This window comes from Fibrobacter sp. UWR2 (genome assembly GCF_002210285.1).
In the GTDB taxonomy this organism is placed as follows: Bacteria; Fibrobacterota; Fibrobacteria; order Fibrobacterales; family Fibrobacteraceae; genus Fibrobacter.
The window spans coordinates 505,850-519,807 of the sequence record NZ_MWQE01000001.1 but is presented as its reverse complement, the minus strand read 5'-3'; the positions used below and the strand labels follow the sequence as shown (position 1 = coordinate 519,807).

Below are 13,958 nucleotides of genomic sequence, written 5' to 3'. Positions count from 1 at the left end.
AGACTATCCTAAATATAGTCTTTTTGTCCCCGAAAATTTTATACAAACTATAAACTGCGGACCATCGCGATAGCCTGGCTCGCAATGCCTTCGCCCCTGCCCGTAAACCCGAGCTTTTCGGTCGTGGTCCCCTTGATGCCGACCTGCTTTACGTCAATCCCGAGCACGCGGGCGATGTTTGCCTTCATGGCATCCTTGTGCGGGTTCACCTTCGGGCGTTCGCACATCACGATGCTATCGATATTGACAATCTCGTAACCGGCTTTGCGGACTTCCTCGCCCACCTTGCGCAGCAGCTCCAGGCTGTCGGCGCCCTTGAACGCGGGGTCCGTATCCGGGAAGTACGTGCCGATATCGCCGAGGCCAGCAGCGCCCAGCAGGGCATCGCTTATCGCATGCAGCAACACGTCGGCATCGCTATGGCCCAAGAGGCCCTTCTCGTACGGGATATCCACCCCGCCGATAATGCACTTGCGGCCTTCCACCAATTTGTGAACGTCAAAACCGATACCCGAGCGATAAATCTTATCCATAAATAAACCTGCTTTTTTCACAAATCTAAAAAAACATCCTAGTCCTTCACGCAGCGCACGGAGAACGAACGGCTCATAGAATCTTCATTTATCGTCGGGCTCCCAGAAGAATAGGTAAACTGTATTACAGCATTACGCCTTATCCTCGAACTCGCATCGATTTCCGACGTGGCAAAATAGGCCGAAGCATCGGTAGTCCAGGAAACCGGCGCCACAGAAAAGCCGAATATATCCTTGACCCTCGGGTTCACGGCCCAGCCTGTTTCGGCCTTCAGGGAACCTCCATAACCTGCGCCATTATTGTGGTACGATACATACTGGAACAACCGCGACCATTCCTCTACCGAAGGAACATGCCAGCCTGCAGGGCATATTCCCTGGACTGGTGCGCAGAGTCTCGTCTGAATCGTATCCGCATTGAAATCCGAGGGAACGCCCACAACCGCATCCCAGAAATACAGCCGACCCGTCGTAGAGCACAGGGTCGGAACCTTGGAGCAATCCGAACGATTAACCAGATTGGGCGCGGCAAGCGTATCGTAGTAACCGAGGTTCTCGGCCATCCAGGTCTGTTCTCCGATAGTCACGACGCGATAATTGCGTCCATCACGCGGGTCAGTTATGGAACCGTTCACCACCTCTACCGGCGTCCCCCGTGCAGCCATCTGCTCTTCGCTACAGGCCTCCAGAGGGGGCTTGACCTTCATGAGGTATTCGCGTTCCGGATAATTGGAGTAGTATGGTTCATCCACCTTCAGCAACGTGAAATTCGAATCCATGTCATAATCGCATACGACATAGCGTTTTTCGTACAGGAAACTTTTATAATAGCGCTTCCATCTTGCATTTTCCGCATTACACGGTTCCAAGGTCTTTACCCACTCGTCGACAAGTTTTTCTTTCAGGGAGTCTAGCTCGATAAGTTCATTTTTCCACTCGCCTCCTTCTTCTACGCAGTAATAGTAATACCCGTAGGAATCCCGCTTGTACTCGAGCGTATCTGACTGCGGGTTACAAGGCTCGAGGTTCCCCGACTCATGCAGGCTATTGTAGTAATTCACTTCCCAATAAGGAATCTGAACGTAAGTATAGCCATCATCGACATGCGAGCAATGGTAGTAGCCGTCGCTCTCGGCATTGACCCAAGTTTCCTTGGTATTGTACGGGCAGCTGACAACTTCCGTAGTATCGGATTCAGCAGAGCAACCCGTCAAGGTCTTGGCGAACTCTCCGCAGAAATACGTCCGCCCTTTCTCTTCCTCGACCTCGTAGAACTTGATCTTGTTATTCCGGATTTCACAGTGGTAATACTGACTGCTTAACGAGTCATAATAATACTTCACTGTATCAGCAAGGACAGAACACTCTTTTTTGAAAAAATAGACCTTGTCAAGCGAATCCGCATATGCCTGCGTCGTATCCTTGAAAGTGTACACGGAGTCCTTGCCCCATTTCACATCGTCACATATATAGTAGGTCGAACCGAACGAGAACGTACGCAGGCTATCGGTCTCCTTATCACAGCGACGCTGTTCCGAAAGGAACTTGAGCGTATCGTTCGCGCTCACCCACGAATCATATGTGCAAACATATTCCGATGAATCACCCAACTTTTCTAGGCTCCAGAGATTCTTGACACCACAGTCTCCCAAGAAATAAAGCAAGGAATCCGTACCTTCGTTTTTCCAGAACAGATAATCGTACTGGCATACATAAACGGTATCCCCTAGTTTTTTCCTAATCAGGGACCTATACTCATTCTCCGAACCTTCTACCTTCAGCACTTCCTTGTTGCAAGGTCCCAGCACCTTGTTAAGAGTAACGCCCCACGAAGCCTCGCGCCATTTCTCGATACTGCCAGAATCTTCAAGTTCATCAATCCAGATGGGCTGATAGTTGCAGACATAGAACAGGGAATCACCGATAGAAGCGAACTTGTCCTTGCCGTCAGCACGATATCCGCAAGGGCCTAGTTCACGTTCCAGCGGAGTAAGGGCCCGATAGAAGTAGTCATCGCCAGGCTTAGCCACATCACACACCAGGGAATCCCCCTTGTATTTGGACCCTTTCGCCTTGACTTTGCCAACTTTCCCAGTGGAGTCATTTTCACAGGAAGAAAGGCCATACGCGCGTTCAACAAGCCTCCCTGCGAGTTTCCAGTTCCAGTGGCCTGAGGCAGGGTTCAGCTGTCGCAACAGCGAGTCCAGACGGAGCCAGTCTTCCACGGCATAATCCGCAAAATCAATCATAGCGAGCGTATCGTCAAGAACTCCGTCTTCCATGTCCAAACGGAAATCTTCGATATTCTCCAGGAATTCGCTATCCGACCTGCCACGCAACAGGAATGCATACATCGTTCCGACTTCGACAAATTCCCTTTCGTACGATTCCGCCGGTGCATTCACATACTTAAGGCCGAAATTCTCGCTAAACTTCTGCATGGCAAGTTGCTTGGCCGCCTTGAAAGGGTAGCCTTCGTCTACGAGCGCTTCTACCAGCGGGACTTCCAGATGCGTCATCAGGTCTACAAGCGGATTCATCTCGTTCGAAATATCGCTGATGGTCTCAAACGTCGTCGAGACCGCCTTGGATCCATAGAGTTTCCACTTTCCCTTGACAAGAATCTTCACATACGGGGACTTGTAGTTGCGTGCAGAAAACTCATAACCGATAGCATCGTCCTTGACAATGCTCCCCTTCAAGGTGTCTGTAGCAGCAAGGGAACTATCCAGTAGGACAAGCCGGACCTTTTCGGGAACGAATATATCTTTACCCTTATCCGAAGGGATAACTATTTTCCCTCCGAGGGCTCGGTCCTTTATAGAAATTGCTCCCGAGACATCATGCGAACTCACCTTCGTGTAGTCCGTGTCCGCATTCTCGTAATAGTAATCCTCACAACAGCCGACAAGGGCTATCGCCATCAGCAGTACGGCACAATTCAGTCGCATCTTGCGCATTGATTTCATCAGCAATAAAGACACCATTTCGAAGACCTATAGGAACAAGTTTCAGAACCCTTCTGTGCATCCAGATCAATCTTGACATCGTCCAGGTCGATATTCAGGTGGAAAAAGTATTCCTTGACCACATCGCAATCGTACCCGGCTTCAACCGAAAAGAAATCGCCTTTCGGGCTAGATATTTCAAACTCACCCTTCTTGAGCAACTTGGTAAAACTGTAATCGCCATTACGGAGCACAACCTTTTCAGCCAGCTTACATCCATAATCGCGACACCCGTAGATATCGACAAACAGTGAGTCACCATATTCCTGGGTTCCGTAGGCATCATCCACTACCTTGTATTCCAAGACAAGCTTAATGGAAAAGACATCCTTTTCCGGCTTGACATCGCCCGCGACAGAAAACCTGTATATCGTAGAATTCTTCGAGGTATCGCGTTTCATTTCTTTTGAGCGTGCCATATAGTTGCCGTAGACAACCATTCCGGAATAAGCCGTGTCGGCAAGGAAATCTAGCAGGGCTGAATCTGCTGCCGGCCAGCATGCGGAATAAACCTTAGCCGAATCCAATGTGCTCTCATGTTCGGTATAATCGTATGCCGAGCACCCCTCCATGACGAGACATGCCACAGCAAACAAAAACAAAACGCATATTTTCAACTTCATACCCTAAATATACATTCAACCCGTACAAATAAGGTAACCGGCACCAAGAACCCCGATAAAACGACAAGGAACCGCCCCGAAAGGCAGTTCCTTGCGAAATTCAGCGTTTTTTTTTGCAGTTGGCAATCGCCAAATAGCGACTAGCCAATCAGTGCAAAGCCGGGAACAATGCTCAGTGCAAGCAGGGCGATAGCCGCCACGGCCACCATGAACTTGAGCATGTAACTGTACGAAGACGACATGCAGCTGCACTTGCATTCGCACTGCTTTTTGCGAGGAGCGAACAGCACGAAGGCGATACGCAGGTAGTAGACTGCGGCCACCAGCGAAAGCACGAAGGCAAAAATCGCCACCTTGCTAAGGCCCGCAGAAAATGCACCCGTAAAGAGGGCGAACTTTGCGAGGAAGCCAGATGCAGGCGGAAGGCCGGCAAGGCTTGCAAGGCACACCGCGACGCCAAGCGCCACGAACGGATGCCTGCGGCCGGCACCCTGGATGTCTTCGAGGTTCTCGTTCTTGTCTTCCTTGCCGGCGAGGTAGGCAATACCCGTGAGGGCGCCTGCACTGGCGATGGCATAGGTAACGAGGAAGTAGAACATGGAGCCAAGCTGCACGGTACCTTCGCCCAGGTAATTCGGGAGCAAGAGGCCAAGCACAATGAAGCCCGCGTTCATCACGGCAGAGAAGGCGATAATGCGGCGAATGGATTTCTGGGCAAGACCACTGAAGGCGCCGATGATAATCGAGAGCACAGCGACAATGACCACCACATGGTACAAGGAAGGCCACTGGCCTGCAGCTGTAACAGGTTCAGCCAGGTTCCAGGCACCCGCAACGCCGGCACGCGTCACGAGCATGCCAATCCAGAGGGAACCGAGAGCAGCAAGGGCACCGACCTTCACGACCGCAGCCATGAAGCCCGTCACCGCGACAGAAGCACCCGTATAGACATCGGCAACCCAGTAATGCACCGGAGCAGCACCCGCTTTGAAGAGCAACCCGAAGATTGCAAGCAGCGTACCCACGGCATAGAGTGTTTCGCGGCCATCGATAATCGTGGTGCTGAAGTGCGTCGTGCCGGTAGCGCCGTACACGAGCGATACACCGTAAAGGAAAATGGCGCTGAATATGGAGCCCGAGACGAAATACTTGAACACGCCTTCACCTGCGTTCTGATCCTTGCGGCGGATACCCACAAGGGCATACACCGGGAAACTCGTAAGTTCCATTGCAACGAACAGGGCGAGGAAATCGATGGCCTGAGTCATGAGTACGGCACCGCACGAAGCAAGGAGCAGGAGCCCGTAGGCTTCGCCACCCTTATGCTTCTCGTGAGCGAGGGTCCACTGGAGGCCTGCGACACCCAGGAGGGCGCAAAGCAGCACCGTCACGCCGAGCACTCGACGAATCGGATCCATCGCAAACAAATCATGGCACGTACCCGTATTGACCAGGCAGAACGAAGCCATACCAAGGGCAACGAACACCGATGCAATCCAGGGAATGATCTTATGCTTGTTTTCGTCCTTGAGGAAAGGTTCTGCAGCGAGGGATGCAAGCGCACCGAGCGCGACCAGGATTACCGGGAAAAAGTTGACGATACTAGTCATTGGAAACCTCCTCGCTCTTCACAGCAGATTCATCTTGACTTTCCATCGGGACATCGAATTCCTCGTAAGCCTTGTTCGCGGCGTCGCGGATCCGAGCCTCTTCTTCTTCGCGCTGCTGTTTTTCGGCAGCAACTGCAGTCGCCTTGGCCATATTGGCCTCGGTCTCAATTACCTGCTTGATCAGTTCCTTGCGTTCTTCCTCGGAGAAACCGGCCTGGGTCAGCGAGGAATCGAGCTTTGCGATATCAGCAGAAGAAACGATGTGGGACTCGAGAGGTTCGGATTCCTCTTCCATTTCTTCGTCAATTTCATCTACAGGAACAGCGTCCGCATTTTCTTCCACGACCTGTTCAATGACATCGTCTTCGTAGACATGCAGGGCATTCGTAATGAACGACGGATGGAAGCCGAACACGAGAAGCAGAACGAGCATCACGCCATAGGCAAAGCCTTCGAGATGGCCGCAGAGCTTGCCCTCGGTGTATTCACGAGCAGGCTTACCGAAGATGACCTTCTGGATAAAGCGAAGCACATAGGCCGCCGAAAGGATCATGACAAAGCCCATGATGATTGCGCAAACCGCGCTCAGGTCCCAGAGGGAAAGGAGAACGGAGAATTCTCCGACAAATCCAGCAGTTCCAGGAACGGCAAGCGCCATGACGCCTGCAGCACCGAACAGGAAGCTGAACGCAGGGTTCTTGTGGGCAAGGCCGCCCATCTCTTCGATATTGCGAGTGCCCGTCATGCGTTCGGCAACACCAATCAGGTAGTACTGTACGCCGGCCGAAATACCATGGGCAACCAGGAGCACGAGCACCGCGGGGAGCATCGCCTCGGAAAGGCTAAACACACCCGCAACAGCAATGCCCAGATGGCTCATGGAACTGAAGGCAAGGAGTTTCTTGCCGTCGGTTGCACGCAGGGCCATGAACGCGCCGTAAATGGCGGAACCAAGGCCGAGCCAGACCATCGTGGAAATTTCCTGCATGTTGAACGGGAAAATCGGAAGCACCCAAGCTATAAAGCCGAACACGCCAGCCTTACTCATCGCACCCGTGAGGATTGCAGAAAGCGGAGCCGGGGCCTCGGAATACGTGATAGCCTGCCAGCCGTGGAACGGGAATATCGGAGTCTTCACGATAAACGCAATCAGGAAGCTCATGAGGACAACCAGCTGGGTCGACTCCGGAACGCCCTGGATCGCAATCGCAAGGGACATCAGCAGAGAATTGTCGGCAATGGTAAGCAGGTACCACAGGGCGACCATCATCGGGGCAGAACCGACAAGCGTGTAAATCGCGAACGTCATCGCTGCCTTCTTGCGGTCCTCACCGCCGAAACTGGCAATGAGAATAGCAGCCGGAATCACCATAGCTTCAAAGAAGAAGAAGAACAGCACGGCGTCTGCGGCAAGGAATGTTCCGTTCATCGCGCCCATCAAGGCAAAAATGCCGATGGCGAAATTGCGGTAGTTCACGCCCAGGAGCCCGCGGGCCGAAATCAGGGCGACCAGCGAAAGTCCGCAAGACAGGAACACCATCCAGGAGCCCAGACCGTGACTATACAGGTAATAGTAGGAAGGACCCTTGCAACCAGGAATCCAGAGCCATTCCACAGGAGATGTGGCGATATTCCCGCCAGAGACGAGAACAACGGACATACCCAGGAACACGAGTCCGAAAAGGATTGCCATATGGGTCGCCGCCTTGAAATCCTCCTTGGAATTGAGGACCATCAGGATGGCGGCAGCAAACGGGGCGAGGACAAGGAGATGTAACAGCATTAGACCAAACCTCCAGTCAAAAGAACAACGACAACTAGAGCGACGACACCTAGGATACTAAGACCTAGTTGCAAGCGCACCTTGCGCACCTGGAACACCGTTGCTCCGTCACCCAGAATAGTGGTGATGGCACCGAGTGTCCACTGGAAAGCCTGCAGAAGCGTGTCGACAATCTTTTCGCAAATCCAGGCAGCCACATTCACGCACTTCACGAAGAAGCCGTGCACGTAATCCCACATGAACGTCCAGCCGGCAGCATAGCCTTCAGGAGCGCTAGAGCCCTTGGCAGCCGGAATATGCGCATGCATCCAGCCCTTCCAGGCGATAAACATACCGAACAGTGCGGCAAGCGTGCCGAGCGCGGCAAAGATAATCGGGTTCACGTGTTCAACAGAACGCGGAATGAATTCGCTCAGCAGGACTTCAGGATTGAGAGCCCTAGCCGGGTCAAAGCCCTGTGCCGCACTAAGCACCGGAGCAAGCGTATCGGCGAAGAAGCGCACGCCCATGGAATCTGCCCAGAGGTAACCGGCAAAGATAGAACCGAACGTGAGTATGACCATCGGGATAAGCATCACGGCGGGAGCCTCGTGAATATGGGCTTCGCTTTCCTTGCTACCGCGGTAGCTGCCGAAGAAGGTCATAATGATGAGACGGCCCATGTAGACAGCCGTAACAACCGCTGTGAACAGACCGACGATATAGAAAATCTTGTTCATCGGAACGACAGGAGCAAGCCAGGAACCGGTAATCACCCAGGTGCAATCCGTGAAGATGCGTTCAAGGATGAGGTCCTTGGACCAGAAGCCCGCAAATCCCGGGAAGCCGACAATCGCGAGGAACGCAAAAATCATCACGCAGGCGGTAACAGGCGTCTTCTTGATAAGGCCGCCCATATTGCGCATGTCCTGCTCGCCACCCAGTGCGTGGATAACGGCACCGGCACCGAGGAAGAGGGATGCCTTGAAGAAGGCATGCGTAAACACGTGGAAGATGGAGGCATCGAACGCCGATGCGCCCGCGGCCATGAACATGTAGCCAAGCTGGCTAATCGTCGAGTAGGCAAGCACCTTCTTGATGTCATTCTGGAACAGGCCCGCAAAGGCGGCCCAGAAGGCAGTGAGGGCACCCACGACAAGAATGATGTTCAGTACATCGGGGCAAACGACAAACAAGTTCGAAAGACGGGCCACCAGGTACACGCCACTCGTGACCATGGTCGCAGCATGGATGAGGGCCGAAACCGGAGTCGGACCCGCCATGGCATCGGGCAACCAAGTGAGGAGCGGAATCTGCGCAGACTTACCCGTGCAACCCACAAAGAACAGCAAGCATGTAATGAAGAGCATCGGCATGATGAGTTCGACGTGACCGCCGGCCATCAGCATGCTGATGAAATGGTTGAGCATGTCGTAATTGAGGACACCTGCACCACCGATAGTCACGAGGCTGAGCATACCGAGCAAGAACCCGATATCACCCACGCGGTTCACGATGAAGGCCTTGTTCGCAGCCTTGCAATTATTGAGGTCCTTGTTCCAGAAACCGATGAGCAGGTAAGAGCAGAGGCCCACACCTTCCCAACCGAGGAACGTAAGGAGCAGGTTGTCCGAAAGCACGAGCACGATCATGCTGAACAGGAACAGGTTGATGTAGGCGAAGAAACGCGTGAAACCGCGGTCGCCATGCATGTAGCCTATGGAGTAGAGCGTGATGAGCGTGCCGATACCAGTCACGAACAGCAACATGATGCGTGAGAGGGCATCGAACTGGAATCCGATATCCACCTTCAGGAGAGGAATATCGATCCAGTTGCAAATCGTTTCGCGGAATCCGGATACGGGCATGTTCAGTGCAAGAACCGTCACGCAGGCAAACGAGAGCGCAGGGAGCAGCACGGCAATTGCACCGATGATGCCTTCGGGGGCGCCCTTCTTGTTACCCGAAGAGGAGACGGCGATTGCGCCCAGGATAATCGTTCCCAGCAACGGGAACAACGGAATTAGCCACAAAGGAATATTCGTCATCGATTAGCCCCTCATGTTGGAATAGGAATCCGCATCGATGCTTTCGCGGTTGCGGAAAATCAAGATGACCATCGCGAAACCGACGCACGCTTCGGCGGCGGCAATGGCAATGGTAAACAGCGGAACGATCTGGCCCGTGACACTCAGTTCTGCGGGGAGCGTCTTCGCGAATCCCACAAAGGAGAGGTTCACCGCGTTCAGGGCAAGTTCAATACCCATGAGCACGAAGAAGATATTCCTGCGGGAAATGGCGACCACAATGCCGATAGCATAAATGGCGAGCGAAAGAATCTGGATGAAAATGGGTTGGAGTTCCATCAGTGATTATCCTCCGTATTTTCAGTTTCGATAGACCCGAGGCGCTTCTTGGCCATGAGCACTGCAGCAACCATGGCAGAAAGGAGCAAGAGGCCGAGGATTTCGAAAAGGATAAAGTAGCCAGGGCCGGTCTGGGCCACGTCGAAGAGAGTCTTGGACGTGAGCGCCACGGAGCCGCGGAGCGCCGTCGTGTCAAAGGCAATCGGGGCACGAACGAGCGCAAACCCGACAAGGCCAGCGAGCACGGCCACCGCAGGCACAATGAACAGCGAGACCTTGTCGAACATCGGCGTCTTCGAATCACGGGCACCGTTCAGCACCATGATCACGAACGTCACGAGCATCATGATGGCGCCGGCATAGACCATGACCTGCACGACTCCGAGGAACGGGCTCCCGATAAGACCGTAGATACCGGCCAGGGAAACCATGGATGTCACCAGGGAAAGTGCGCCGTAAAGGGGATGACGGCTCAGGAGCACGCACACGGCAGCCCCGAGGGTAATCACGGCGAGAATGATGAAATAAATCAGGGCAAGCATTACTTAACCTCCATTCCCCAGACCTTGAGGGCCTCGGCATTCTTGGTCCCGCCCGGAGCCACCTGGCTCTGCGCGTCGTCGGGGTAATCCTTCGGATCCCAGGCGGTAAGAGTTTCAAGCGTCGCCACGAACTCGTCGCGGGTGCGGTGTTCGAACACGATTTCCTTCGTATCCATGCGCAGTGCATCCACCGGGCAGGCTTCCGCACACAGGCCGCAGAACACGCAAGTCAAGTGGTCGATATCGAAGCGCTTGACCTTCTTTTCGATACGCGGGTCATCGCTCGCAGTGGCTTCAATGAAGATGCAGTGCGCAGGGCAAGCCGCAGCACACATACCGCAGGCAACACAACGCGGAGTGCCATCGGGGCGCAACATCAGGCGGTGCTTTGCACGGTAGGTATTGCGGACTTCCGGCTGGCCTTCCGGGTACGAAATCGTCGGGAGAGTCTCGTAACGGAACAAGCCGCGAGCAGCATGCTTCAACGTAGTGAACAAGCCACGAAGGGCTTCAAAAATGTAGAGGCGTTCGACCCAGTTCATGGGCCTCTGTTTAATAACGCGCATTAGTTACCCCCTACGAGTTTTGCGATGACGGCAGTCACCACGAGGTTGATGAGGGCGATGTTCAAGATAATCTTCCAGCCCAGGTGCATCACGTGGTCATAGCGGAAGCGCGGGAGAGTCCAGCGGACCCAAATCCACACCCAGCAGAAGAGCACGCTCTTCGCGACAAGCACGAGCAGGTGGATGAGCGCTGTACCGATTGCAGTAGCGAGGCTACCCACGGCAACACCGTTCACGACCATGTTGGCCGGATTATAGAAGAACCAGGCAGCCACACCGAGAATTACGAGCACGGCGACAGCAGCCCAGGCGACAATCTTGTAGAGCTTGTATTCCTGGAGGACTTCGAAGCGGTTCGTCAGCTTGGTCGCAGCGAGCTTCTTGGAATAGCGGTAAATCATGTGGAGGAACGCAAGCGCCAGGAACACGAGCACACCGCAGAGGATGGCGAGCGAACCGCCCATGTGGGCCTGCATCGTCTCGGTCGTCACGAACGGGACGGCGTAACCGCCAAGGAAGAGAGTCGCAATCAGGAAGCTGTTGATGCAGATGTGGGAGTATTCACCCATGTAGAACAAACCGAACTGCATGGCGCCATATTCGGTATGGTAACCAGCAACGAGTTCAGGTTCGCCTTCGGCGACGTCGAACGGGGCGCGGCCGGTTTCGGCGATGCTAGCGATAAGGAAGCAGAAGAACGCCACCGGCTGGGCAACGATACCCCACACATGGTGTTCCTGCCAGTTCACGATATCGGTCAGGTTGAAGGAACCCGCAAGGAGCAAGATGCCCATCATCGAAAGGCCGAGGCACACTTCGTAACTGATGGTCATGGAACTCGTACGCAGCGCACCGAGGAAGCTGTACTTGGACTTGGAAGCCCAACCCGCAAGCACGGCACCGTAGGCAGAAAGCGAGCTGAAACCGAACAACAGGAGCACGCCCACATCGGAATCAATGATGGAACCTGCAATGCGGACGGTCTTGTCGCCCCATTCGAACACCATCGGGCCGAACCACGGAATGACGCAGGGGCTAAGGAACACGATGGCAAACGGGATAGCCGGTGCCACGTAGTAGAGCACCTTGTTCACGCCAGCAGGGGCAAACATTTCCTTGAAGAACAGCTTGGTGCCGTCGCACATGTTCTGCACATAGCCCAACAAGCGGATCTTGCCAAAGAACGGAATCTTGATGTAGGAGCGGTTCGGCCCCTGACGGTCCTGCATGAAGCCCGCACCACGACGTTCCATCGGGATGAGCAACAGGATGTAGAGAACCGGAACAAAGCAGAACCCGAACTTGGCGATGGTAATCAGCCATTCCACCCAGGTTTTGGATTCAATAATATCCATTAGGCGTTACCTCCTTCGAGCAACTTGCCTGTACTCTTGATTGCATCGTAGCTGAGGCCGGCAAGGACCGGCGCATACTCGCCCGCCTTCTTGAAGGCGTCAGCAGCGGTCTCGAACTTGGCTCCGGCCATGTGCGAAATAACCTCGTACGGAGCCCAGAGCTTTTCGTCGGGGCATACCGGGCAGGCGTTCAACTTCTGCAGAATATTCAGGCTGTTCACCATCGTGCCCTGGACTTCGCTCCAGTGGCGAACACCGATGGAAATAGTCGCGTTCTTCACCGTATCGTCATCGAATGCCGAGAGTGCCACACGGCAGTTCACCTTCTCGAGGGCCTTGGCCGCTGCCGGGTCCTCGCCGAAGAGGTTCGCGTTCACGGTCACGAGCGTTTCGAATTCCGCAGTACGCTTCATGAATTCAGAAACGTCGGCGAAACCCAAGAGCTTCATGCCGGCGCGGTTCGCCACCGGGTCACCGCTCTTCGCGATACCGTCGGGTTCACCCACCTTGAGGAGCGAGCCGCCAAAGACTTCGGCGCGGTCACCGAGCGATTCCTTGAGCACGCGGATTGCAGCGAGGTCTTCGATGGTGCAAGAACCGCCAGCAACGATAGCGACCTTGCCGTTACCGAAGGTAACCTTGTGCACGTCCATCGCCGGAATGCGGTTCTTGTCAAAGTTCTGGAACGCGAGGCGGCTCGTGTTAGAAAGCCAGCTGCGGTTCACCACCGGGTTGCAACGCGGCATCACGCGGTAGATGTGGCCGTCGGCATGGTCGAGCCAGATGTTCGCACCGAGGGAATCGTCCATCGAAATCGTCGGCGTGTGGGAAAGCAGCCAAACGCGCTTCTGGAAACGGAAGTACTTCGCTGTCATGGCGCCCACCGGGCACACATCCGTCACGCACAGGTCGTATTCGTGGTCGAGCTTTTCGCCCGGGAACGTAGTAATGTAAGTATGGTCGGCACGGCCAGCGAGCTGCAGCTGTTCGGAACCGGCGATGCTACGCATAAAGCGCACGCAACGGTCGCACTGCACGCAGCGTTCTTCGTCGAGCAAAACACGGGGGCCTAAGTCTACGTGCTTACCGCCACGAACCTGTCCCTTCGCATCAATGAACTGATGTTCCGGATTGCCGTGGTAGTTCTTGCCGTATTCGGGGCGCATGCGGGATTCGTTCTGGCCCGCTTCCATGTAGTTCTCTTGCAGGGTGCATTCACCGGCCTTGTCGCAGATGGGGCAATCGAGCGGGTGGTTCACCAGCATGAATTCCTGGGTGGCCTTGCGGGCGTTTTTGACGCGGGCGCTGGAAGCCGGCGTATAAATCTTCATACCCGGGGCGACAGGCGTGTAGCAGGCAATCACCAGCATGCGGCCGCGCGGGCCTTCCTGTTCCACCAGGCACTGGCGGCAGTTACCCGATACCGGGAGGTAAGGATGGTAACATACGTGGGGAGTTTCAATCCCGACAGCCTTGAGGGCCTCGAGGAGGTTCGTATCGCCAGGAACCATGACCGGCTTGTCGTCCACGAAGATTTCCACCTTCGGGCTGTTCTCGGTCGGGAGTTTCGGCATGTTGTAGTAGTTACTCATA

11 protein-coding genes are annotated in these 13,958 nt (G+C 54.4%); all 11 read right to left on the bottom strand.

Annotated features, from left to right (window positions below):
• Positions 1-47: 47 nt before the first annotated feature.
• Positions 48-533 (bottom strand): 2-C-methyl-D-erythritol 2,4-cyclodiphosphate synthase, encoded by a 486-nt coding sequence (ispF, locus tag B7994_RS02055; RefSeq protein WP_088636805.1) that lies wholly within the window; start codon positions 531-533, stop codon positions 48-50.
• Between the two features lie 38 nt (positions 534-571).
• Positions 572-3,502: an FISUMP domain-containing protein gene (locus B7994_RS02050; protein ID WP_158213043.1), complete on the bottom strand. Its 2,931-nt coding sequence runs from the start codon at positions 3,500-3,502 to the stop codon at positions 572-574.
• Positions 3,502-4,164, bottom strand: a complete 663-nt coding sequence (locus B7994_RS02045; RefSeq protein ID WP_144063706.1) for a hypothetical protein — start codon at positions 4,162-4,164, stop codon at positions 3,502-3,504. Before B7994_RS02045 ends, B7994_RS02050 begins: the two co-directional genes overlap by 1 nt.
• A 140-nt stretch (positions 4,165-4,304) precedes the next feature.
• Positions 4,305-5,774, bottom strand: coding sequence for an NADH-quinone oxidoreductase subunit N (locus B7994_RS02040; RefSeq protein ID WP_088636802.1), 1,470 nt, complete (start codon positions 5,772-5,774; stop codon positions 4,305-4,307).
• Entirely contained in the window at positions 5,767-7,557 is a 1,791-nt protein-coding gene (locus B7994_RS02035) for a NuoM family protein (protein ID WP_088636801.1), read from the bottom strand. Before B7994_RS02035 ends, B7994_RS02040 begins: the two co-directional genes overlap by 8 nt.
• The gene (gene nuoL / locus B7994_RS02030; protein WP_088636800.1) at positions 7,557-9,584 is read right to left on the bottom strand and encodes an NADH-quinone oxidoreductase subunit L; all 2,028 of its coding nucleotides are present in this window, start codon (positions 9,582-9,584) and stop codon (positions 7,557-7,559) included. The genes B7994_RS02035 and nuoL overlap by 1 nt, the downstream gene beginning before the upstream one ends.
• A 3-nt stretch (positions 9,585-9,587) precedes the next feature.
• Positions 9,588-9,902, bottom strand: coding sequence for an NADH-quinone oxidoreductase subunit NuoK (gene nuoK, locus B7994_RS02025; RefSeq protein ID WP_088636799.1), 315 nt, complete (start codon positions 9,900-9,902; stop codon positions 9,588-9,590).
• The gene (locus B7994_RS02020) at positions 9,902-10,444 is read right to left on the bottom strand and encodes an NADH-quinone oxidoreductase subunit J (protein ID WP_088636798.1); all 543 of its coding nucleotides are present in this window, start codon (positions 10,442-10,444) and stop codon (positions 9,902-9,904) included. The genes nuoK and B7994_RS02020 overlap by 1 nt, the downstream gene beginning before the upstream one ends.
• Complete coding sequence (locus B7994_RS02015) at positions 10,444-11,010, bottom strand: NADH-quinone oxidoreductase subunit I (RefSeq protein WP_088636797.1); 567 nt, start codon at positions 11,008-11,010, stop codon at positions 10,444-10,446. The genes B7994_RS02020 and B7994_RS02015 overlap by 1 nt, the downstream gene beginning before the upstream one ends.
• A complete protein-coding gene (locus B7994_RS02010; protein ID WP_088636796.1) occupies positions 11,010-12,365 on the bottom strand; it encodes a complex I subunit 1 family protein in 1,356 nt (451 codons plus the stop codon). The genes B7994_RS02015 and B7994_RS02010 overlap by 1 nt, the downstream gene beginning before the upstream one ends.
• The gene (locus B7994_RS02005) at positions 12,365-13,957 is read right to left on the bottom strand and encodes a 2Fe-2S iron-sulfur cluster-binding protein (RefSeq protein WP_088636795.1); all 1,593 of its coding nucleotides are present in this window, start codon (positions 13,955-13,957) and stop codon (positions 12,365-12,367) included. The genes B7994_RS02010 and B7994_RS02005 overlap by 1 nt, the downstream gene beginning before the upstream one ends.
• Position 13,958: the final 1 nt, after the last annotated feature.